Origin of the sequence: Sphingobacterium multivorum, from assembly GCF_900457465.1 — a bacterium.
In the GTDB taxonomy this organism is placed as follows: Bacteria; Bacteroidota; Bacteroidia; order Sphingobacteriales; family Sphingobacteriaceae; genus Sphingobacterium; species Sphingobacterium multivorum.
In genome coordinates this window covers 716568-740897 of the sequence record NZ_UAUU01000009.1, presented here as the reverse complement: position 1 = coordinate 740897, position 24330 = coordinate 716568, and the positions used below count along the sequence as shown (strand labels likewise).

The window sequence follows — 24330 nt, the reverse complement described above, 5'->3', positions numbered from 1 at the left end:
TTTGGCTTTTGGAAGCTTATTTATCAAAAAAGTATTTAAATAATTTCCATTACTCATTTTAAAACAATACTTTTGCATCCCCAAACATTAGTTGGCTTAAGGGTTGAAAAATAAATAATTACAGTAAAATAGATATGACTAAAGCAGAAATTATTGCAGAAATCTCTACCAAAACTGGCTTAGAGAAGGTAGATGTTCAAGAAACCGTAGAGGCGTTCTTTAAAGTTGTCAAAAACGCAATGATCGGAGGAGAAAATGTATATGTAAGAGGTTTTGGTAGCTTCGTAGTCAAAAAAAGAGCTGAGAAGACTGCAAGAAACATTTCAAAAAATACAGCAATCATTATCCCTGAACACTTTGTTCCTAGTTTCAAGCCAGCAAAAATTTTCGTAGAGAAAGTAAAGAATGGCAATAAATAATCTTTAAAATAGATTAAAATGGCAAAAACCAAACAGATAATAGTCATAGGATCAGTAGTAGCCTTGGTTGCTGTGCTTTTAGCGCAGCCTATTAAAGGTTTGGTGAACAAAGAAAAACAAACTGCTGCAGCATCTGAGTCGAAGCCGTCCAATGAAGTAAATTTGGAAAATATATCTTCGATGACAAAACAAGGTTTAGATGCTAGTTTAGTCAAAGAAATTTCCGATATTGAGGGCCAAGTTGCAAAAGCTTCTGGAGAGGATAAGATAAAGCTGTTGCAACAGTTGGCAAATAAGTGGGATGATGTCGCAAAACCAGCCCCTCAGGCTTTCATCTATGAGGAAATGGCGAAGGTTTCACCGAAGTTTGAGTATTGGTTGAAAGCAGGTAATGCTTATCGTGCCGCTTATACAAATTTGCAGGATTCTACTTTAGCTCAAGCGTTGAATCAAAATGCTATTCATGCATATGAGGCTGCGTTAAAAGCGAATACAAGTAGTTTAGATGCAAAAACAGGATTGGGTGCCGCAATGGTATCGGGAACGAACAACCCTATGGCAGGTATTGCCTTGTTGCGAGAAGTCGTTGCTGCCGATCCTAAAAACTTAGAAGCAAACAAAACTTTGGGATTGTTTTCATTACAATCCCGTCAGTTTGACAAAGCCATCGAGCGTTTTAAGACCGTTATCGATCAAAAACCCGATGCTGAGTCATACTTTTACTTAGCCACAGGCTATGAAAATATTGGGATGAAAAAGGAAGCCGTTACAGCTTTTCAAAAAAGTAAGGAACTGGCAGCCGATCCTTCCCTATCACAATTCATCGATCGAAAGATTGCCGAATTGAGCAAGTAATTAATTTATTATTTATAATCATTAAAAAATTTAGCTATGCCAAGCGGAAAAAAAAGAAAAAGACACAAGATGGCTACTCACAAACGTAAAAAACGTTTAAGAAAAAATAGACACAAGAAAAAATAGTCTTGTGATAAGCTTTTAAACATCTTGGCCCATTTTGCTGAGATAGCTTTACGAAACGATCTACATGTCTGTGAAGGGGATGTAGATTGTTTTTTTCGTAACAACGTTCTTTAAATGTTTAATCGGATACCCAAGATTGCGATAGGATATTGCATAGGTATCAAAAATGAGTAGCTTTTGGTAAAGGAATTAATTATCGATTCAACTCCTGATAAAGGGGTAACTATTGCTTTACTACAAGATAAGCAGCTTGTTGAACTTAACCGCGAGCCCGCAAATAATAACTTCGCTGTTGGAGATATCTATCTTGGACGTATCAAGCGAATTATGCCTGGGCTTAATGCAGCTTTCGTAGATGTAGGCTACGAAAAGGATGCTTTTCTACATTATTTAGATTTGGGTCCTCAAGTTCAATCTTTGCTAAAGCTTACGCGTATAGTGAAGAATGGCAGTTATCAAGAGAAACTGCTCAATAGTTTAAAACTTGAAAAGGATATCGATAAAGCTGGTAAGATCTCTGATGTCTTGAGCAAAAATATGCTCGTGCCAGTACAAATCGCCAAAGAACCCATTTCAACAAAAGGACCGCGTCTGAGTTCAGACCTTTCAATAGCAGGTCGTTTTGTCGTTTTGGTACCTTTCTCAAGTACTGTTTCCATTTCCAAGCGTATCAAAGGTAGTAATGAACGCAACCGCCTAAAAAAGATTGTCGAAGGGATTAAGCCAGCTAATTTTGGTGTTATCATTCGTACAGTTTCCGAAGGTAAGGGTGTTGAAGAACTACAACGTGACTTATTGGACCTGATCTCAAAATGGGAACTATTTACCAAACGTCTTCGTAATGCTGAACCGCCTCAAAAGGTTCTTGGCGAAATGGATCGTGCATCCACTATTCTACGGGATATTTTGACAGACGAGTTTTCACATATTTATGTTAATGATCCTTCGATCTTCGAAGAAACAAAATCATATATACACGATATATCTCCAGATTTGGAGAAAATTGTCAAACTTTATAAACATAAAGAGCCAATTTTTGATCATTTCGGAGTTGAAAAGCAAATCAAGGCAGCTTTTGGCAAAACGGTAACATTGCCTGGTGGTGCGTATCTCGTAATTGAGCATACCGAAGCCCTGCATGTCATTGATGTCAACAGTGGTAACCGTTCTGCGAATAAGGAGAATCAGGAAGACAATGCATTGCTGGTCAATATGGAAGCAGCAAAAGAAATTGCGCGACAGCTGCGTTTGCGTGATATGGGCGGAATTGTAGTCATCGATTTTATCGATATGCATAAACCCAATCATCGAAAAGAGTTGTATACGTTCTTAAAAGAATGTATGGTAGCGGATAGAGCGAGACATACGATTTTGCCTCCAAGTAAATTTGGATTGGTTCAAATTACACGTCAGCGCGTTAGACCTGAAATGAATATTGTCACAAACGAAAAATGTCCGGCTTGTGATGGTACAGGTGAAATCCGATCAAGTATTGTCCTTATGGATGATATAGAAAATAATTTGAGCTTTATTCTTCAAGAACAGAACGAAAAGAAGGTGACCTTATGTGTTCACCCTTATATAGACGCCTACATTAAGTCTGGTTTGATTTCTAAAAGAATGAAATGGTTCATGAAGTACGGAAAATGGATTAAAGTAAATCCAATGACGTCATATTATCTAACTGAATTCCATTTCTTCAATGCGAAGGATGAAGAAATTAAGTTATAATAGAAAGAGATTAACGAAAAGGGTTAGTAGTGATACTAACCCTTTTTTGTTTTTATAGCATTTAAATTCCTATAAGAAACCTATTTGATATGGTAAATTCCCCTAAGGAGAGCCGTTCGTCCCCGCAGTTCATAACGATTCTGCGACTGTACATTGGCTGTTATGGAGTTTGTTTCAAAACTTTTTATATTGGCTAGGTTGCGTATATCCAGTTCAAAATCCATTCCCCATCGACTATATCTTGTCATGACGTTGCAGAATAAATAATTTGTATTCTTATAATCAGGCTGTTTGTTAAAAAGGTGCTGAAGATTCCATTTAAGTAATACTGATTTTGTGATATTGATGGGGAAGTTCATCGATTGCGTAATAAAAAGAATACGACGATCTGACGATGCATTGCCCTGGGAAGAAAATGATAGATTAATGGAGCTATTATAATCTAGTGCTATCCTTCTGAAAAATTTCTTGTTGAAAGCAGGTTGTAGTTCATAAGAAGTAATGGCAATGGGTAATATTTCCTTGTTAAATAACTGATTGTAGTTTGATCGTCTCCAATTGAATTTCAGTTTGAATAGGGCCCCTAGCTTGAATATATATTTATCAAGACCGATGGTAGCTGTATAGCTGTGCATAGAATTTTCTTTTGCAATCAGTTGTGTCGCCGTCAATGAGTCTGTAACTGTAGTGGCTATTATATTGTTTGTTGAGTGAATTTCATAACCTAGTCCAAAATGAAAAAACAGTAATTTAACCGATTGTCCCAATTTATAGTTCAAGAAAAAATCATTATTTCTGCTCACTGGATTGGCTGAGCTATTATAAGATCTAGTTCGGTAATTTTGGATAATCAAACCGCGATAAACAGCATCTATATTTCCCAAGTTGTTGCTATTTTTATAGGAAAATGCAAGTTCATCATCATAGCCAATATGGTATCGAGCGCTAAAGCTGGGTGTAAATTGGATGAGATTTTTCCAATTATTGAGCTGATAATTTTTGTCTTCAAAACGGGTATGGATAAAGGCGACAGGCAAGGATAAATTTGATTTAAAACGCTCTTTATTCCAAGCATAATGTGCATTGAATTCACTGGATGTGCGTAACCAATTCATTCTATTTATTGTTGAATCTAGCAACGGATTGAAAATTTTTTCTCCCTGTAGGAGTTCGATTTTAGATTCAAGGCGTTGATTTTCTAATTCGAGCTTTATACCGTAGTATTGGTTTATTTTACCGCTGGGGAAGCGATATCCCAGCGAAGCGACAGTATTGAAGGTCGGTACATTGACATGTTGGATTATCTTATCAAATATGACTGGATAAAACAGGTCATTGAATACTTCGGTAGAACTGCGTAGTCTCTGGGGCTTTGTATAATATTTACTAGACCATTGAAGTTGGATAATATTTCCATTTTTAAGCTCCGGCACATAAATCAGTTGATTGTTGATCGTTTTGGACCTATGATGAATATTGTTGTCGATCGGTATTGTATCTGATGAGATACTCGATTCGGAATCCTCACTATTTAGCCCCATTGTTAAGGAATTTTTAAAGTAAAAATGATCGGTATTGCGCTCAACTGTCACTTGCCCGGTCGCGGCCTTAGTGTTAATTTGTGCAATCTGAATCTCATGGAATGAAATATCCCCCTTTTCAGTATAATAGGTGTTTTTCCCTTCATAATGAATGTTGTTTCTGTCATATAATCCCTGGATATTCGTACGTAGCGACCAGTCTTTTTTAATCGGTTTTGAAAAATTGAAATCGAAAAGGCCGGTCTTATTCTGGAGGTAATCTCTTTTCTCTAAAGGAGGGCTGCCGATTGTTCCTAAAGAAAGTAGATTGTCAATTTTTGCCTGTGATCTCGTTTCTTCCATGTAAATAGCAAGATCCTGACCGATGTTATTTGCTTTCAGGGCATTGAGAAATTTCACTTTTTTGTTAAACATCATCGTGTTTAGATCTCCATCGAAATGTTTGGGAGTTCCCAATCCGAGCATTATGCTACCGGACGGCTTTAGTTTAGCTTCTTCTTTTATTACCAGGTTTAGCGCAACATCATCACTATACCTTTTATTTTTGAGCAATTTAATATGCTCATGATGAGATATGACTTGTATGTCTTTAACTAAATCTGGGGATATTGATTTTGTCCCCAAACCGTATTTTTCAGCCAGCAAATCATCCCCATCGATATAAAAGTTTGAAATGGATTTGCCCTGGTATTTCACTTCACCATTTTCAAGGACTTCCAGCCCAGGCATTCGCTTCAATACATCGCCGATAGTTCGATCATTGGGGTCAGCAAATCCAGCCACGTTGTAGGTGAGTGTGTCCCCGCTGCGTGCTATTTTAGGCGCACTTTTGATCTTGACTTCCTCCAATAAAATAGTGGTTTGTTCGAGTATGATTTGAAGGTTGCGTAGTTGGCTCCCAAGTGTTTGGCTGAAACGTTTGTACCCGATATGGTTGATCTCTATGTAGGCATTTGTTAGATCCTTGGATGTTATCATTTCAAAATGCCCAAGAGCATCCGTTATTTTAAAGGAAATTACTTTTCCATCACTAGATTTTAGATTAACGCTTGCTGCGCGAATACCTTGCTTACTCGTGTTATCTAATAAAACCCCGGAGATCTGATGTTGCCCATAACAGAAATAGCCGCATAGCCAAAAACAGACAAACAGCACAAAATTTTTGGGCATAAACTATGGCGCTAATTCGATAGGATTGTTTGTTTGTGTTGAAGGGGCTTGACCTTGAACATCGAAGCTGATTTGAACTTTAGAATAATCGATCTGAAAAGGGTTTGCGCGACCAGTTGCCCCAAGTGTTTCATAATAGGCGCTGGGATTCTCTTTAAATGCCGTTTTTAGTCTTTGAATTTCCTCTTTTTTTGCGGGTATAACACTTTTTGAAGGCTCAATTCGAAGTGATTGGTCCGAAGGTTGTTTTTGAAAGCCGGCATATTCCCAGCTGACGTCGTTTTTGGAATCTTGTACCGAAAGAATAAGCCCCGGTAGTCCATGTAGCTTCCATGGTCCAAAAGAAAATGGCAGTTCTGTCGTAAACCAAGCCGTGTAATCCCTTCCTTTAAATCGACATGTGGCCTTTTGACAAAGGTATCCACCGATAGTTTTAGTTTCATCTGTTATTTCCCAGTCCTGGCTTTCGTAGGGAGCTTCGCATGAATAAGCATCTGCCGGAGACGATATTCCCGCTATATGAATGGTCTTTTTTAAAGAAGGATAAATAATGTATCCATCCAGAACCGGGGGACTAGCAGGCATTTTTAACGTTAAATTGCCGTCAAAATCTTGAGCTGCAGTTTTGGCATCTAACTGTTGTTTGACGAGAATATCTGAGTAGGTTCTATAGAGACTACTTTCTTTACCGAGATAGGTGACTGTTTCATCCGTTAGCTGTACCGCATTTTTGGTCGTATCGTTGTTATGTTTAAATTGATAATGAACTTCGGCGATAACTTTTTCTTGTGCTTTCAATGAAAATAGGGCACAGACAAGCAGTGCAAAAATAAGCGATAATGTTCTCATCACAATTGTTATAAGGTTCTTTTAAAAATATGAAATTTTTTTTATGATAGAGAACAATTGTTATTTTTTTTAAACCCAATGGATAATTATACCGTCTTTTTCCATTTTTCGGAAGTAAGTCATTTGCCTTTTGGCATAGCGATGTATTTCTATCTCCAATTTTTTGGTAAAGGCCGGGTAATCGAGCTGTCCAAGGAGATGGAGAGAAGCATATTTATACTCCAAACCATAGTATTGAAGCTGTTCGTGTGTAATCCCTTCGGTCAGGAGTTTTGCCACTTCTGCTAATAAGCCATCATTCAATCGTTGTTTTAATCTTTGGCTAATGTGTTCGCGTCGGATTTCCACTGACGGATTTAATCCGATAACGATGCTATCTACCGTTTGTTGCTGAGCGATGTGATCGGGGTGAGTATCTAAAAATGCTAATATTTCTATTGCGCGGATGATACGTTTTTTGGTCGAAAGATCGATTTGGAAATTCGCGGGTAGTGTATATTCCCGAAGGCGTTTTAACAACTCTGTCTCTGGGAGGGGAAGTAATGACTCCTTGAGCCCTTCGATCGATGGGATCAACGCATATGGATTTTGTTGGATTACACTTTGGATATATAAGCCTGTACCACCACAAAGGATAGTATGTTTTCCCCTTTCTAGAATGGATTGTCGAGCTTGATGGAAGTCAGCGATAAAGTTTCCGAGATGATAGCGTTCTCCCGGTTCATGGGTGTCGATAAGATGATAGGGAATATCTTGATATTCCGATAGATCTTTTCCCGTACCGATGTCCATTCTTTTATAGATTTGGCGGGAATCTCCACTGATGATTTCAGCATTGATGCGTTGCGCCAGTTGAACGGCTAGTTTCGTCTTTCCTGAAGCTGTAGGTCCTAAGATAACGATAACTTTCTCTTTCGGAACGGTTTGCTGTTCCAAAAGAGAAAGTGTATATTTTAATCTGTCTATCACAGAACAAATTTAGTCCATTTTTCTGTTCCTTCGTTATTTTTTACGACAGTATCGATAAAAGCCATGCCTCTTACGCCATCGTAAACTGTTGGAAAATCTTGTTGTTCAGCTGTCGGAATTTGTCCTTCACGTTTTGCCGTAACTGTTGCCGCAAAATTACGGTAGATATTCGCAAATGATTCCAATAAGCCCTCTGGGTGACCTGCTGGTACGCGGGTATTATGTGTTGCAAAAGAACTCAACGTATAAGGCGCTGCGTAAGCATTTCCTGTGCGATAAAGCTGACGAGGCTGATCAAGCATCTTGATGATTAAATTGTTCGGATCCTCATTTGCCCATTCCAATCCACCTTTTTCACCGTAGATACGGATACGAACGGCATTTTCTTCTCCGGCTGAAATTTGCGAAGCCATTAATACACCTTTAGCACCATTTTCGAAACGCAAAAGCACCGAGCCATCGTCATCCAATAGACGACCTTCAACAAATGTTGTGAGGTCTGCACATAGTTCTTGGATTTTTAACCCCGATACATATTCCGCTAAATGCGCAGCATGGGTACCGATATCACCCATAACCAACGATTTACCTGAGCGTTTCGGATCTGCACGCCAAGCGGCCCCGGCATTACCTTCGCGTTCTGTTAGTCGGCTTAACCAACCCTGTGGATACTCAACCACAATCTTTCTGATCTTACCGAAGTGGCCTTCTTTGACCATCGCTTTGGCTTGTTTAACCATCGGGTAGCCGGAATACGTATGCGTAAGACACAGTGTGCGGCCTGTGCGCTCTATTGTTTCCTGTAATTCTTTTGCTTCTTCAACAGATACTGTCATTGGTTTTTCAACAACAACATCAAAACCTTTTTCTAGCGCTAATTTAGCTGGAGCAAAGTGTAGAAAATTGGGGGTTACGATCGTTACAAAATCCATACGCTCGCCTTCAGGAAGCAAAGATTCTTTTTCGATCATCTCTTCATAGTTTAGATAGACACGCTCAGGAGCTACAAATAAGTCTTCTCCAGATTGTTTTGAAATCTGTGGATCAATACTAAATGCACCACAAACCAGTTCAATCTTGCCATCCATAAAAGCAGCAATACGGTGTACAGCGCCAATAAAGGCATCGTTTCCGCCTCCGACCATACCCATGCGAAGTTTTCTCTTCATAACGTTATTATTTTTGATTATTTATTTTTCAAACCCTTACAGTGTACAATATACACAATTTAGCTTATTTTACATATAAAATCATCTTGATGCTGCCCATATTTTCCTTTGGAAAGCCATTCGGATATTGTTCCATTAATATCTTTAGCTCTTCTGTATTGCGATAAACATATCTTTTTGTCTCTGCTATCCAAAAGTTGATAGGTGCAGTTATTTCCTTCGCAACAAACCCAATTTTTTCGAGCGAAGAATGTTGGCTCCAATCACGGTCGGTGAAAGTCATAATGTCTCCTGGCGAGAAATCGCTACAAAAGGCTTTAATTAATTTGCTAAGGCCCCCTATGACATTAATACCTGTTTTATTACAAAAGCGTAATAGTTCAAATGAGCGATAATCTTCATCTTTATCCAACATTCGGCGCCCTCCAGAGAATACCGCGACCGCAACAAGCTCTCCCTGTTCATAAAGGCCATAACGATACTTGCCGGGAAGAGCGGTTTGTAAATGATGTTCCACGAGGAACTGTAAACTCGTTCTTTTGTCGATCCGGGCAACGACAGTATTACGGGCGTAAATGCGTTTGTCATTTTTTGTTCTAGAAACAATGCGCCTGACGATCAAATCAAACTTTGTTATTAATTGGTCTTCATCGATATGAATACAAGGATCGGAAGTATCACGTCTCACGGATTTCTCGTGAGGGTATAGTAAAATGTTAATTGTTAATTCCGGAGATGATATTTGTATAAATCTATCAACATGACAAAGCGCTAATGAAACTTCAAGAGCTTGCTCTAGCCTAAGCTTGAACTGTGTCGACAAATTTATAAACGAAGGATTCATAAAACAAAAGTAACTTTTATGGAAGTTTTGACGAAATATTCACTTTTAATAATTATCCGTACCTTTGTACCCAAGAATATAATGGAGCGACAGCGTATCCTTGTTAAAAAAGTACAATGACTCAGGATGAGCAATTAGCCTGACATGATCTAAAATAAAAACGTGCTAAAATTACAACAGGCGCCAAGTGACTTTAAAAGCAAACAGCGTGTAACGAGCTCAGGTAGAAATGAGTATCGGCACTTATAAATAATTATAATACATATGAAACTTCCGATAGTGGCGTATGGCGATCCTGTATTAAGAAAGGTCGCTGAAGAAATAGATGAAGACTATCCAGATTTAAAGAAATTGATTGATGATATGTTCGATACCATGTATGCAGCGCATGGTGTTGGCTTGGCAGCTCCACAGGTAGGTTTGCCTATACGTATGTTCGTTATCGATGCAACTTCTTTCGCAGAAGATGATGAAGAAAACAAAGAAATGCTCCAATCGTTCAAAAAAGTTTTCATCAATCCCATCATGGTTGAGGAGTCTGGTGAAAAATGGGCTTTCGGTGAAGGCTGTCTAAGTATCCCAGATATTAATGAGGACGTATTGCGTCACCGGAATATTCGCATCAATTACTTAGATGAGAACTTTGAAGAGCATGAAGTAGACTTAACAGGTTTGGCTGCCCGAGTGGTACAGCACGAATATGATCATATTGAAGGTAAACTATTTACCGACAAATTGAGTGCCTTGAAGAAGACGATGCTAAAAGGTCGATTGGATGCTATCGCGAAAGGAAATATTCGTGTTGGTTATAAAATGAAATTCCCACAGCAAAAGAAAAAGCGTTAGTTCATACTAACGCTTTTTCTTTGTCGCTTCCTTCTAGTCCGTCTTTTAATCCATTTTTAATATGGATTCGGTCATCCAGTGTGACGTGTTCTAGAAAGTTTACGTGCTAAGAGGGACTTTCCTCAATCCAAGCGGGGTAAATACAAACGATATTTAACGGCTGTCATTCGTATTAAAAAGACAACAGCAGCCCCAATAAATGCCGCCCAGGAGAGGTCGAGATCAAGGTGCACCAGCAAGATATATGTGAGCCCTCCACCTAAACAGGCCGTAGCATATACTTCTTTTTTAAAGATTAGTGGGGTTTCGTTGAGTAGCACATCGCGTGTCATCCCCCCACATACCGCGGTGAACATTCCAAAGATAATGGCAGCATAGGTATTGCTTTCGTAGTTGAGTGATTTTTGTACCCCAAGGATGGTAAAAAAGCTAATTCCGATGGCATCAAAAAGTGTCAACGTACGATAATAACCATACAACTGTTTATTGAAGATAATGGCAATTAAAATTCCGAGGAAAATAGCGATGAGATAATTGCTATCATTGACCCATACTGGGCGTAGATTCAAAAATACATCCCGCATCGATCCACCGCCAATGGCTGTCACAAACCCTAAAAAGGCTGCCCCAAAAATATCAATATCTTTACGTTTTGCCGACAGGGTACCCGATATTGCAAAAAATAAAGTGCCAAGCAAATCGCTTAGATAAAAATAGTTGGCATCAGTAATCATGGTAATCCTTTTTAAATCAATATGTTAAATCCTCCATCTGACATTGTCCCATTTAGCCTATATCAACGGGGATAAACTTCCCTTTATTGGACAAATTTAGGAGAAATCTTGATAGTTTAAATTCACCGAAAGGCGAATTGCTTTCAACCCCGCAATTCCTTGTACATCTTCCAATTTTAAATGTTCGATGGTATGCTCAATAATGCCCATGTCATAGATTGCCTGTATACTTAGCATGAGATCCTCCAGGATTTCATCCGATAAATAGACAATAGCAATTTTATTGACCTGGGTAAGTCGTTCTTTGGTTCGCTTTATCCGAATTTTGTCTATCCTCTTTTTGATGATTTCATAACGGATATTGAGCGATCCCTCGACATCAAACCTCCTTTCATCTTCCCGGAAGCTGATATCAATGCTATGTGGGTTGATGAAAATCAGTTGTGTTGTTTCTAAAGCCAGTGGCAGCGTATCTTTCGCATGGTATGCTTTCAGCGCAATTCTGGCCATCGAAACAATTTGCTGACGCCTAAATACATTGATGAATTCGTAGCTGAACGATTGTTGGGGCGTAATGGATTCGCCGATATAAATGTCATATTCAATACCGTCTGTCCTGAACTTTTGAAAATAAGACGGATAATTTCCCTGGATGAAGCTATTGAAATGATCCAGTTCTCTACTGATCAATTGATTGATCTGACGTAGAGAAGTTTCAAACTCATTCCGATAAAACTCCCCGGTGTCCCGATTGGTGAAAAAATGCTTCGCATAATGCTCAATCACCGCTATTTTTGATGGGAATTGCTTTCTGGCTTCTTCTAAAAATGGCTGCACATCTTTTCTGAAGAACTCAATGATCTTGACCATCGATTCATCAAAAGAGATATGGTCAAGAGATTCTGTAATTTGATCGACCCGTGCTGAAAAAGTCATAATCAATTTGTGCTTTCCGTCTAACGAGAGCTCATCAATAAGCATGGCGAGCTGTTTGACCTTGAAGCTAAAGTCTTTGAGAATAGAGGCGTTTCGTATGATCGTAGAGTCTTTGACATCGACAGCACCATAGAGCGGATAGACTTCTTCAAATACAACCGCTTTAATATGGGCATCCTGACTATCGTTTTCCAGTTCCTGAATGTACTGGGCCGCGATATGGTTAAATTTCCACTGAACCGAGGACTGTATTGTCGTAAATCGGTTAATGATGATATCGTCGATACGTTTTTTAAATTCCAGGGTGATATCCTGAGCTAGTTGTGATAAAAGCGGAACCAGAGAACCTAAGGCTTGCATAGTTTCATTGTCGAGCTGATCTTGTTCACGGTTGTATATTTCCAATATGCCTGAAAGAGAATGATTATGAATAAGTGGAATACACAAATAGGTCGTTACCCCCGACAAGCTAATCCGCTCGTCGAAAACGGACGTGGTATTCCGGATACCATTCGTCGCATTACTTGTATAAAATATCACATGCGGATGCTTCAGGTAACCTGCGATTTCAGGATCGATCTTAAAGGTTTTATTGGCGGTATACGCTTCAGCAAACAAGATGCTTTTATTGGTGATTGAATAATCGAAAAATGGTACCCCATTTAATTGGAACAGCGGAAATAGACTAAATACGGTATCAGGCCCCTTTAATAGCGGTTTGATGATCTTTTCTAAATCAGCTAAAAAGAGGTGGTAATTGTATGTAGGCAAATCCAGGAGGATGGACTGGATTCGCCGTAAGGTATGTTCTGTACTGGTCTTTCTGAAAGTCACCATGCTAAAGCCCGATAACTCAAAATCTTCCAGTTTAACGGTGTTGATAACGGTATTCCAGTCAAAAATGGAATCACTGGGGTTTTCCGATAAACGACCTATATCAAGTGCCGGCAATGTTTTTTTTGCTTTGATCTCAACAAATTTAAAATCGATGTCTAAATCGTAATAATCAATAATCTCCCCCTGATCATCGAGGTGATGATAAACAATGCTGCTGTTTTCATTGGGAGAAAAGCCATAGAGTCTATCGAAGATGAGGGTATAAAAGAGCTTTTCTTGATTCGTAAGAAGGCTTCCGGCACGCATCTTCCCTTGCATTTCTTGCTCCACAAGCTGATGGCTAGATAGGTCGAAAAAGGCTTCGGTTCCATAGAAGGCTTCTTCTGCTAAGGCTGTTGTGAGTGCCCAGTACCTTTTTGGAGCAGTGTCAATCAACGATACGGAGAGGCTATAAATCAATTGCAGAATATCTTTATAGGCATTGAGATTCTGCTTGCAGAGTTTGCCGTTGAGATGTTCAATTTCTTTGATGCGTTCCAACGCAAACAAAGGAATCATTTCATCCGATGAAGTGCCATTTTCAATAAAAGATTCCAGGTATTTGAAAAATGGTTCAAAGTCTAGCCTGCCATTTGTATACGTATTGGCGTTTTTTGCCGTTGTGAGTTGTACTTTCTTTATCTCCATGGATCGAAATTTTAAAAGCGGAAACCTGTGCTGAAATAGGGATACCAGCCTTCATTGGATTTCGTCATGACAAAATGCAAAGGAAGTGCATTGGCGACGATGTAATAAATACCCCCACCCACACCTTGATGAAACTTGTCACTGTTATAGCCCTTTGCCCATACTTTTCCAATATCATACATGGTCATTAGTCCGAATTCACCTGGAAGAACATAGCTTTTGACATCAAGTACTTTAACACGGGCCTCTAGGTTATTATACAGCATCTGTTGCCCCGCAAATCGATATTGGCGAAATCCTCTGAGATTTTCATGGCCACCTAGAAATAAATATTGATAAAATGTAGGGTTCCCGACAACGATCCCCCCTCCCGTTCTATTGGCGAATATAATGCCTTCATTGAATGCACTGAAATAGCCGGTTATTGCGGCACTTAACTGCGCTGAATTTTTTGAGTACGGATTGAGTCCAAAATAGGAATTCAAAGCGGCTTCAATATATAGCCCTTTACTTGGGTTAATCTTTCGATTACGGGAGTCTTGTGTTAAAAATGCATTGATACCTGCAAAAGTTTTGTCTTTGGTAATCGATAAACTATCGTAAGAATGTAAAGCTTTGGGATTTAAAATAAATCGATCTTCATTCTCAATCGGATCTAAGTGGTAAAATTGGATATGCGGACCTACGGCAAAGCTTAACGTAGATGAAGGTTTCCATCTTAACTGCGGATTGATATTGAAAATATTGAATCTGCTTCTGTAATATTTTGCACCATACTGTTCCTTTAAGAAGAGCGAGTTATTACCTACACCGAAGAAGTTTTGCGTGTTGTCAGGAGCTTTTGCTAGCGCATCGACAACAAGATCTGCATCCCCGACAACAGCTATCCATTCGCCTCTATAGTGAATTTTATAAGCTCCGGTCCGGAAGGCTGTTGCTACAGTCAGTTGTTGCTTATACGTAAAAGGATTTTTTCTAAATCCACGCTGATGTGTATAAGCAGCCCCCAGCCCGAGCGAAAAACCGTCATCAGCATTATAACCCGCAGTCACCAGAGGAAGCCAGGTGTTATATAGGTTTACAGGAACAAATTGCGTGTTGGTACTATCTTGTGCATAATGAAGCTTTATTTTGTTCTTCTCACCCAGTAAAGTGGAGTTTTTGGTATTCTCGTAAAGCTGTATTTTCGATTTGCTTTCGTTGATAACATAAGTCTTTGGCGTGCTATCTCCAATAATTCGGAGTTTAATCGGAGAATTTGCGTTATCGATGACAACAGAGTCTTTTCCCTCACCTAAATAGAGACGAATTTCTTTTGTTAGGCGCTCTTTATAGGTTTTGTCCATCAATGCTTTGGTGACCTTACCATCTTTATTGATCTTCGAAACTTTGACTTTCAGGTTTTTATTTTCCGTGCTGTGTATTTCTACTTTTTCGTTTTTGTCGCTGAGGTGAATATCGACAATGTTATTGATGAAATTATAATACTCTTCCATCGCTGAGGGTAGAGCATCACGACGGCTTTGAAGTGTTTTAAAAATTTGTTCCCCACGAATAGCAATGGACGACTGTGGCAGGCTACGTACCGACTCCCATAATACCGAATCTGTGAGACGTGCTACAAATTGCTTGACCTCTTTGGTCCATTCCTTGTGAGAAAGCTGGTTGCTCGGATGGGCATTTAAAAAACGCGATTTAAATAAAGAATAGCGAATATTGGGAATACCCGTCGTAAAACCTTGCATGACTGGGTTGACAAATTGCTGATAGATATCTTTCATCAGAAAACCTTGTGTGACACGCAGCGCCTGATCCCGATCGCGGGGAATAGGAATGTAGTCTTTATCGTGATCTGTGCTATCCTGATTTTCATTATACCAACGCCATTGATCCTCGTGTCGATCCCAATCGCTTACCAGTACATCCAGCATTCTTGCGCGCAGATATGCCTTAGCCTTAAAGTTATCATCGTTATCTTCCTGTAGTTTTCGGACAGCTTTGGGGCTGTTGTCTGAATCACCAAGTGGTTCGCGTTCTTCTAGTAAAGCCACCGTATGCTCAAAAAGCGGTGCGTATTCCCCCAATATGCTGTCTTGTGCAACAACGCCGATGATGGGATGGGCATGGGGGACGTTCACGGCATTTGCCAAAGCAGGGATCATAAGTGCGGAATAGGGATGCTGGGCGCTGGTGGCATCGTCTAAGACATCCTGTACAAAGGTCCCATGGAGCTCTTCAGGTATGAGGGATTCAGTCCTTTTATTGACCGAACGTAGTGCCCATTCCCGACCGATTGAATCCGTAAGTCGTAGGGAAACCGATTGCATCCCGCCGCCCTGTTTGACAGGATGCAGTCCCCCGTACAAGGTTGAAAGCTGAAGCAAAGGCAAGGTGGTTTCCGCGGCCCATTCTTTGCGGTAATTTTCGCCAAGGAAGAACTTCTTGAATTTACTGGCTTTACCATATTTTGCATTTGCAACGATGCTTAAACTGTCCTTGATAACGGTTTGAGCAAAGGATTTGCCCTGATGTGCAGGGGACTGTGTATGCTTTTGTTGTGAATAAGCATGACTAGCAAGAAAAATAAGAAAGAATGGTACTACCTTTTGCATGCCTATTTTTGTTCAAATTTATAAATGATCCCTTTATCCTGATTACCGGCTTCGCTGCTGATGTAAAGATTAAATTTTGAATCAAAGTTAATGCCTTCAGGTTGAGGGAAGATCTTCGGGTCTAATGGAGAGAGTGATTTCACATGAAAATTCTCATCGGTTACAACAAGAGCTTTGTCTACAGAAGATAAGATATACCATTCCTTGCTGTCTGCTTTTTTAGCTAACGCCGAGGGTTTGAACGTTTTCTTAATTTTAGCATCAAATGCATGAAGTTCATCAAGCTGGATGGCAAATTCTCCCTTCGGCTGAAATTGACCACGCTCGTCAATTGAAAAGACATAACCCGAGGTTTGCGATTGTTTTCTGTCGACCTTACATTCTTTACATAATACGTATGCCTGGTTGCTTTCGCGGTCAACAAAAAGCCCTTCATACTCTCCTTTTGGAAGTAAATTTTTCTGTTCGACCACGTTTTTTATATCGTCCTTTTCGGCAATGGGAAAGGAATAGATGCTACCATTGCTCTTTAAAATAAAGAAATGTGTATTGCTTATCGAGATGTCCTCATAGTCGCCATCTTTTCCAAAAGGGTTGAACGTAACTTTTTGTGTCGGTTTGTTAAATTTATAAAGAAAGCCCTGCTCATCTTGAATGGCATAAATATCGTCATCCTGTCCCGCGAGAAAAGCTATTCCGGATATTTCTAACAATTCGTCGGGCAAACTCATCTTTATGCCCGAAGATAATGTATAGGGTATTTGTTGCTGTTTTTCAGCTTGAACATGAGCGAGCTTGTTGTTATTTTCCTTGGTTGTATTATTCGGATTGCAGGCGAGAAAAATAACAGAAGCAAAACCTAATGCCATAGTTGTCAATATCGTGGGATTTTTCATCATTATATGATTAAATTTTAAATTGAGGAAGCCATCCGGTTTCTGAATGAGCTTACGTTCAATGATTATATTGTTGGGCTTTTAGGCTGTTCTTGTTGTAATGAGCTGCCTTGTTGAATAGCCCTATTGTCTCATGTTGCCTTTCAAATAATGAAGGATTTGTTGCTGGAGAAACATTTTTCTGCTGTGTTTCTATTGCCTGATTTTGTCCGTGTTCATCCAGTAAAGTTGCTTCGGTGTCGTCTGCAAACTGAATATCGAATAGCTCTTGTATTTGATGTGCTAATGTTAGATTCAGCAATGGAAAGCAAGTTTCTATACGTCGGTAGATGTTACGGTTCATCCAGTCTGCAGAGCCCAGATACGCGCTCGTTTGTGCTTGATATTGAAAAATAAATATTCTGCCATGTTCTAAATATCGTCCTACAATCCGTTTCACGACAATGTTGTCGCTCAATCCGGGTACTTGTGGTTTTAGTCTACAGATTCCTCTGACCAATAATTGCAGTTTTACCCCTGCCCGGCTCGCCTCATACAATTTATTGATTAACGATTCTTCTTCCAGATTGTTTAATTTAATTTTTATTGTAGCGCTGTCTCCGTCTTTAGCTGCTTGGATGGTCTTGTCTATCAGGGATAAAAATGTATGTTTGAGATTGAACTGTGCAATTAATAGATGGTTAAAAGACAGCTCATTTGGATGATGGGGTTTTCTCCGAGCTGGTAAAAACTCGAATAGCATGTCTAATTCGTTGGTCAATAGTTTATTTGAGGTCATAAGGAAGTAGTCCGTGTAGACCTTCGCCGTTTTTTCATTTAGATTTCCTGTGCCTAATAAAGCACTTTCTCGACCCTCTTTGCGTTTGACGAGCGCTATTTTGGCATGTACTTTTAAATTGGGGATGCTATACGTGATTTTGACGCCCTGTTCTTTCATTAATCGAGCCCAATGTATATTATTCGCTTCATCAAAGCGCGCTTTCAATTCGACAAATACATTGACTCTTTTCCCATTTTTTGCTGCGGTAGCCAGCGCTTGTGCAATATGCGAATCACCGGCGATACGGTATAAGGTCGTGTAAATCTCATCTACGGTTGGATCTATTGCGGCCTCATTAAAAAAACGTAGTATGGGATCGAACGATTCATAGGGCGTGCAGACCAACAGATCCTCTCGGTCTATTTGGTCAAAGATAGATTCCCTGAAATTCTGATTCTTATTGATTTGCAGCTGTTTTGGATAAGAAAGTTCTGCTGTTTTAATCGGAAATGAAAATAGATCTTTCAGATTGTGATAGTTTCCGCCTTCGACAATGCTACTTTTTCGCAGATCAAATAGTGTTGCCAATGTTTCAATCAGCTGTTTTGGCAGATTTGGCTGGAATAGAAAGCGTGTCGCATAGCCAAGATCACGTTTATTGACTTCCGTCTCAATTTTTTTGGCAATATCACCCTCAAATTCATCTTGGAGATTTAATTCCGCATCCCTTGTGATTTTAAAGGAATAGAAATTTAATGATGTATTTCTTATGGCTTCAGGAAAAAATGCTTTGATAATATCATCGATGAGTACGACATATTTATTCCCATTGATCTCACAGGTGAAAAAGCGGCCAATATGATTTGAAGGGACATTTAGAAAGAATACCACTCCAGTATTGTCGTCTGTAACGACGAAGTAGAGCTGATTGTTGATCGGAAAAAAAGAAGTATCATCAATTGGTATAATTTGGAGGTAGGAGGCAATTGTACTAAAGAAATATTGAGCTGCGAGGTCTTTTATTTCTGCTGGAATAGCTTGGTTGTAGATAAAGGATATATTTTCTTTTGCTAATTCTTGGATAATATCAGCTAGTATTAAGCCAAATTTTTCCTGTTGTTTGTTGATGGTTTTTGACGCTTTTTTATATGTGCCAATATCGATGTTCGGAATGAGCTGTCCCGGATTTTGCTTCATTATTTTTTTCCAAGCCATTAGTACAGGCATTCTAACACGATAAAATTCATCCAGATTGGATGAGAAAATAGCGAGAAACTGTAGTTTTTCCAGTAAAGGTACCTCCTCACGAGCGGCTTGGTCAAGTACCCGGTCATTGAACGATAACCAGCTGATGTCTCTGTTGATATAAAGATCTTTCTTCTTCATCCGTATAAATTTATGGTTATGGCAACGTGCTTACAACAACATTAATAATGATGCTATCTATTGGTAGCTAATGATTGATCTAAAGGCGGCATCTTTTTAAATAAAAAAGAAAGTTTGGAAAACATGATGCTGAAATATTTCACTGTTTTTATAGTATTGCATTAAAATATGGTTGCGGCGACAAAAGAAACAACCGATATAACAAGTCCAAACATAAAAATTCCATAGGCGTATCGTAGAAGCTTATATTTTCGTCCTAATACCACACCTTGCGAATAAACATCCTTGGTGAGCATGCCATATAGAAATTCCGAGTCGACCATTACCTTCTGCATACCATCGTTATAATCGTCGAGTTTCATTTTGTAAAAATTTCCAAAAAAGAGAAGATTGACTGATTTCTGTTCGATTTCCTCCTTTGAGAATTTACCCGACGGAATTTTGGGTATCGTTGATAGTATGGCCATGACCATGGTTGCTACCACGGCTGTAGTTAAGATAATTGTTGGGATAATCAGGTGCTCGTTGGCATCTAGTTTCCGAAATAAGACAGCAATCACGACAGAAAGGATAATAGAATTGACCGTTAAGAGGATGTTGGCCTTATTGTCTGCCATGTCGCTTAGTCGCTGATTGTTTGAGGACGTAATCCGGAACATTGTTTCTATCCCACGTTCTGGCTTACTGCCTTTCTCTTTTTCCTTTTTGTCTTCCTTTTTACTTTCTTTATTTTTTGAGATAGATTTCTCCTGTTTTTTCTCCAGTTCTTTTAGATTCATCTCCTTTTTGGCATTAAGCTTTTGTTGCGCATATTCAGTATGGTAATGATGGCTCATTAATAGTTTGATTGTGCCGGCCCGCCATACGTCTTTATCGATCTCCTTCCCTAGTACTGCTTCAGCTTCGGCTTTCATCAGTTTGTTTCTGTTGACGAAATCCTCATTCCCAAAATGAAATAGGTCTGCGTCGCAGAGAATTTGCTCCAGCAGATTTGTAGGATCCTGAGGCATTCTCGTTGCTAAAATACAACCTTTGATTTTTTCCTGTATGGCTTCCGGTATGCCTTTGTCCTGGAGGAAATTTAAAGCAATTTCGACACTTCTCTTTTCATGACCAATAGCATTGTCAGATTTTACGTAGCCGAGATCATGAAAGAAGGCGGCACTAATGACAATAAAGTGATCCTCCTCTCCTAGTTTATAGTACGATGAAATCTCCTCCGCCGCACGTACAACAGAACGTGTGTGTATCGTATTGTGAAAACAATGGCAAACTGAAATATTTTCTGTAATATAAGTTTCAGCATATTCTTCTACCTGTTTTAAAAGCTGAGCATAATCTATCATGGACCAATATGGTTTTATTTGCAATAAAAGTATTTAATATCTTTAATTTCTTAAAAATAAGGTCTTCTTTTTTGTTATTTATTAACCTAGATCAAATTTACTGAAAAAAGCGTTATTCCAGTAGTTGTAAAATTGACTGTTATATAAGTAGATGAATTGTTCTTAAAGCAGACCGCTAATCGGATGAAATATTTAGCTTTTACTAAAAGAGTACCCAGACTAATGCTAATCAAGGAAACCTAGGTAAAGCCTATAATACTCGAGCAAACATTTACTAAGGCGGTCATTGAGCATGTTTCAGATTAATACCGTCGATAGGTAAAAACGATAAGATAGGGCGTCCAGAATTCGAAATAGGTTTCTAAACTGGATCCTGATTCGATCCTATGCTGAGGCCGATGCGGGAAATCAGTAGGGCGAAATGCTTTTTTAGCCCTTTTTATGCTGTGTTTCTTCGGGCATATAGCGCTTTTTAGTCATTATCCAGTGTTTATCCAGTTTTCATTCCGCTCCGAAAGCCACTCTAAGGACAGTTCAAGGGGGGAGCATAGCGTGACAGGGCTTACTGCGTGCCTGACTCGGACTCAACGCAGACTCACCTCGGGTTTAGCACGTATTCGCGGTGTATCACTGATAAATAAAGACAGCTTATGTGTTGCTTTAAACCAAGGGAGATAAGATAACAAGGGTTGCTCCGCTCCATCGTTAAATTGGGACATTCCCCTACGCTGCTCTGCTCCCAAATTCTTTTTGCGCCTTTGATAGTATGTTTTTCCGAGTTGTTTTCGTGTTTGCTGCGTTGCTACGGAGTTGTTCGGCTACGGTTCAGTCTGGTATTGGCCTTTTTTAGGGGCATCCGGGGGATATGGCCGCGTTCGGAGCGTCATTTGTCCGTGCTGGCAGCGGGGTGAGTGCGGGCTTAGAGTCGGAGACAACACGGACTCACTACGGACGCAGGACGTTCAGGGGCTAAACCAGCCCCGACCATGGTACGAAGGAGGCTGGGAGGGCAGTCGGAGGTTTCCGCAGACCTTTGTCAGCAGCCTTAGCGTTGTCCCCGAGCGGAACCACCTTTCCCTAAATAAGGGAGAGTTAAGGATGCTTTATTTCTTAGTTTAGCTTTTGTTTATCGTTAGCTTAGTAATAAGTTAGGGTTTGCTTAGCTACAACCTATACTATACCTAAACTAAACCTAACCAAACCCTAAACTAAACCTAAGTAAACAGGTAGAAAAGTATAGCTACAGAAGAAGGTATTCCGGTAGCCTGTGTTCTGCCATTGTTCTGGCCCTACCGATATCCGTCCGTCCCCTGTTATATCCTGCGTTGCTGTTTCTTTCCGACGGCACAATTTTCCGGTCTTATCAATATTCACCAGTTTATAGGCTGCGCCTATGCGCATCGTCTTCGATTGGGCGTTGAGCCGAGCGGGCTACCAAAGAGATCCCGAGCTTAAGCAGATCGAGCAATACAATGTTCATCCATGTTTCCGCTGCGGAGCCTGTATCGAGTCCCGGTTCCCGTCCCCATTCTGTCCCGGAACCGGCCTTCCCAGCCTTCCGATCACCTGTTTTACAAAAAGAATCTCGCACCGTTACAGGCAGTTAAGGGGAAAATGAAATAAATAAGAACAAAAGGCTTGGAAGTTTGTTAGTAAACTCCCTATCTTTGCACCACTCCGCAAGGGAGGGACGGTTGCCGCGAGAGCAGGGAACCATGAAAAAAGAAGGGTTTAACGAGAGTTGAGCGCGGAAATCGGAAAAAGAGAAAAGAAAAAAAACTTCAGAAAGTTTTTGGAAGTTCAAAAAAGATTTCTACCTTTGCAGTCCCAACGGAAACGAAGGGAAAAACAAAACGATAAAGAGAGGCGCAATGCCTATCGGAATATGGCGGATACGGAAGTTGAAGCGACAAAGTTCTTTAAGAAAACACAATCATGTAAGCGTGACGAGTAGACAGACGAAAGTCGAAAGTCATGAACAAATTCAAGTAATTCGTTCAATTCGATCCAAGATCAGAGATATAAAAAAAAGAATTCTGATTATTATAAATAGTTGGAATCAAAAACTTCATTTTACAATGGAGAGTTTGATCCTGGCTCAGGATGAACGCTAGCGGCAGGCCTAATACATGCAAGTCGGACGGGATCCATCGGAGAGCTTGCTCGAAGATGGTGAGAGTGGCGCACGGGTGCGTAACGCGTGAGCAACCTACCTCTATCAGGGGGATAGCCTCTCGAAAGAGAGATTAACACCGCATAACATCAACAGTTCGCATGTTCGGTTGATTAAATATTTATAGGATAGAGATGGGCTCGCGTGACATTAGCTAGTTGGTAGGGTAACGGCTTACCAAGGCGACGATGTCTAGGGGCTCTGAGAGGAGAATCCCCCACACTGGTACTGAGACACGGACCAGACTCCTACGGGAGGCAGCAGTAAGGAATATTGGTCAATGGGCGGAAGCCTGAACCAGCCATGCCGCGTGCAGGATGACTGCCCTATGGGTTGTAAACTGCTTTTGTCCAGGAATAAACCTAAATACGTGTATTTAGCTGAATGTACTGGAAGAATAAGGATCGGCTAACTCCGTGCCAGCAGCCGCGGTAATACGGAGGATCCGAGCGTTATCCGGATTTATTGGGTTTAAAGGGTGCGTAGGCGGCCTATTAAGTCAGGGGTGAAATACGGTGGCTCAACCATCGCAGTGCCTTTGATACTGATGGGCTTGAATCCATTTGAAGTGGGCGGAATAAGACAAGTAGCGGTGAAATGCATAGATATGTCTTAGAACTCCGATTGCGAAGGCAGCTCACTAAGCTGGTATTGACGCTGATGCACGAAAGCGTGGGGATCGAACAGGATTAGATACCCTGGTAGTCCACGCCCTAAACGATGATAACTCGATGTTGGCGATAGACAGCCAGCGTCCCAGCGAAAGCGTTAAGTTATCCACCTGGGGAGTACGCCCGCAAGGGTGAAACTCAAAGGAATTGACGGGGGCCCGCACAAGCGGAGGAGCATGTGGTTTAATTCGATGATACGCGAGGAACCTTACCCGGGCTTGAAAGTTAGTGAAGAGTGCAGAGACGCACTCGTCCTTCGGGACACGAAACTAGGTGCTGCATGGCTGTCGTCAGCTCGTGCCGTGAGGTGTTGGGTTAAGTCCCGCAACGAGCGCAACCCCTATGTTTAGTTGCCAGCATGTCATGGTGGGGACTCTAAACAGACTGCCTGTGCAAACAGAGAGGAAGGTGGGGACGACGTCAAGTCATCATGGCCCTTACGTCCGGGGCTACACACGTGCTACAATGGATGGTACAGCGGGCAGCTACATAGCAATATGATGCTAATCTCTAAAAGCCATTCACAGTTCGGATTGGGGTCTGCAACTCGACCCCATGAAGTTGGATTCGCTAGTAATCGCGTATCAGCAATGACGCGGTGAATACGTTCCCGGGCCTTGTACACACCGCCCGTCAAGCCATGAAAGTTGGGGGTACCTAAAGCATGTTACCGCAAGGAGCGTGTTAGGGTAAAACCGATAATTGGGGCTAAGTCGTAACAAGGTAGCCGTACCGGAAGGTGCGGCTGGAATACCTCCTTTCTAGAGTATCGA

Annotated in this window: 18 protein-coding genes and 1 rRNA gene; 6 read left to right on the top strand and 13 right to left on the bottom strand. The window is 40.5% G+C overall.

Translation table 11 applies throughout. The annotated features are described in order from the left end of the window. Nucleotides 1-134 precede the first annotated feature (134 nt). The 3 genes from DTA23_RS14700 to DTA23_RS14690 all read left to right on the top strand — a co-directional run bounded on the left by DTA23_RS14700 (nt 135) and on the right by DTA23_RS14690 (nt 3131). Complete coding sequence (locus tag DTA23_RS14700) at nt 135-419, top strand: HU family DNA-binding protein (protein ID WP_046673299.1); 285 nt, start codon at nt 135-137, stop codon at nt 417-419. Nucleotides 420-437: 18 nt separating this feature from the next. Then, nucleotides 438-1274 carry a tetratricopeptide repeat protein gene (locus DTA23_RS14695; protein ID WP_070562796.1) on the top strand — a complete coding sequence of 279 codons (837 nt, stop codon included), beginning with the start codon at nt 438-440 and terminating at the stop codon, nt 1272-1274. Nucleotides 1275-1577: 303 nt separating this feature from the next. Then, a complete protein-coding gene (locus tag DTA23_RS14690) occupies nt 1578-3131 on the top strand; it encodes an Rne/Rng family ribonuclease (protein WP_046673301.1) in 1554 nt (517 codons plus the stop codon). 80 nt (nt 3132-3211) lie between these two features. On the opposite strand, the gene DTA23_RS14685 is transcribed toward DTA23_RS14690, so the two are convergent. The 5 genes from DTA23_RS14685 to DTA23_RS14665 form a co-directional block, all read right to left on the bottom strand. After that, on the bottom strand, nt 3212-5842 hold the full coding sequence (locus DTA23_RS14685) for a peptidase associated/transthyretin-like domain-containing protein (RefSeq protein WP_112375135.1): 2631 nt from the start codon (nt 5840-5842) through the stop codon (nt 3212-3214). Between the two features lie 3 nt (nt 5843-5845). Then, complete coding sequence (locus DTA23_RS14680; protein WP_112375134.1) at nt 5846-6691, bottom strand: GLPGLI family protein; 846 nt, start codon at nt 6689-6691, stop codon at nt 5846-5848. A gap of 69 nt (nt 6692-6760) precedes the next feature. Then, nucleotides 6761-7660: a tRNA (adenosine(37)-N6)-dimethylallyltransferase MiaA gene (gene miaA, locus DTA23_RS14675; RefSeq protein ID WP_112375133.1), complete on the bottom strand. Its 900-nt coding sequence runs from the start codon at nt 7658-7660 to the stop codon at nt 6761-6763. Then, a complete protein-coding gene (locus tag DTA23_RS14670) occupies nt 7657-8829 on the bottom strand; it encodes a Gfo/Idh/MocA family protein (protein ID WP_112375132.1) in 1173 nt (390 codons plus the stop codon). The genes miaA and DTA23_RS14670 overlap by 4 nt, the downstream gene beginning before the upstream one ends. Nucleotides 8830-8893: 64 nt before the next feature. Beyond that, the gene (locus DTA23_RS14665) at nt 8894-9673 is read right to left on the bottom strand and encodes a hypothetical protein (RefSeq protein WP_146753077.1); all 780 of its coding nucleotides are present in this window, start codon (nt 9671-9673) and stop codon (nt 8894-8896) included. Between the two features lie 264 nt (nt 9674-9937). On the opposite strand from DTA23_RS14665, the gene def reads away from it, so the two are divergent. After that, a complete protein-coding gene (def, locus tag DTA23_RS14660) occupies nt 9938-10519 on the top strand; it encodes a peptide deformylase (RefSeq protein ID WP_112375130.1) in 582 nt (193 codons plus the stop codon). A gap of 122 nt (nt 10520-10641) precedes the next feature. Here the strand turns inward: def and DTA23_RS14655 are convergent, their stop codons facing one another. The 8 genes from DTA23_RS14655 to DTA23_RS14625 all read right to left on the bottom strand — a co-directional run bounded on the left by DTA23_RS14655 (nt 10642) and on the right by DTA23_RS14625 (nt 22304). Beyond that, nucleotides 10642-11253 (bottom strand): trimeric intracellular cation channel family protein, encoded by a 612-nt coding sequence (locus DTA23_RS14655; RefSeq protein WP_070562817.1) that lies wholly within the window; start codon nt 11251-11253, stop codon nt 10642-10644. 96 nt (nt 11254-11349) lie between these two features. Beyond that, on the bottom strand, nt 11350-13713 hold the full coding sequence (locus DTA23_RS14650; RefSeq protein ID WP_112375129.1) for a GAF domain-containing protein: 2364 nt from the start codon (nt 13711-13713) through the stop codon (nt 11350-11352). Between the two features lie 11 nt (nt 13714-13724). After that, nucleotides 13725-16325 (bottom strand): BamA/TamA family outer membrane protein, encoded by a 2601-nt coding sequence (locus DTA23_RS14645; RefSeq protein ID WP_112375128.1) that lies wholly within the window; start codon nt 16323-16325, stop codon nt 13725-13727. A 2-nt stretch (nt 16326-16327) separates the two neighbouring features. Next, nucleotides 16328-17224, bottom strand: a complete 897-nt coding sequence (locus DTA23_RS14640) for a hypothetical protein (protein WP_236560327.1) — start codon at nt 17222-17224, stop codon at nt 16328-16330. Between the two features lie 55 nt (nt 17225-17279). Next, the gene (ppk1, locus tag DTA23_RS14635) at nt 17280-19367 is read right to left on the bottom strand and encodes a polyphosphate kinase 1 (protein ID WP_112375126.1); all 2088 of its coding nucleotides are present in this window, start codon (nt 19365-19367) and stop codon (nt 17280-17282) included. Between the two features lie 161 nt (nt 19368-19528). Further along, nucleotides 19529-20713, bottom strand: a complete 1185-nt coding sequence (locus DTA23_RS14630; RefSeq protein WP_236560325.1) for a Pycsar system effector family protein — start codon at nt 20711-20713, stop codon at nt 19529-19531. A 1203-nt stretch (nt 20714-21916) separates the two neighbouring features. Further along, nucleotides 21917-22114, bottom strand: a complete 198-nt coding sequence (locus DTA23_RS26935) for a hypothetical protein (RefSeq protein WP_139144877.1) — start codon at nt 22112-22114, stop codon at nt 21917-21919. Next, nucleotides 22092-22304: a hypothetical protein gene (locus tag DTA23_RS14625; protein WP_112375125.1), complete on the bottom strand. Its 213-nt coding sequence runs from the start codon at nt 22302-22304 to the stop codon at nt 22092-22094. Before DTA23_RS14625 ends, DTA23_RS26935 begins: the two co-directional genes overlap by 23 nt. Before the next feature lie 150 nt (nt 22305-22454). Between DTA23_RS14625 and DTA23_RS27155 the strand changes: the two genes are divergently transcribed. Both DTA23_RS27155 and DTA23_RS14615 read left to right on the top strand, forming a co-directional pair. After that, nucleotides 22455-22667 carry a hypothetical protein gene (locus DTA23_RS27155; RefSeq protein WP_112375124.1) on the top strand — a complete coding sequence of 71 codons (213 nt, stop codon included), beginning with the start codon at nt 22455-22457 and terminating at the stop codon, nt 22665-22667. 121 nt (nt 22668-22788) lie between these two features. Further along, nucleotides 22789-24318, top strand: a 16S ribosomal RNA gene (locus tag DTA23_RS14615). Nucleotides 24319-24330: the final 12 nt, after the last annotated feature.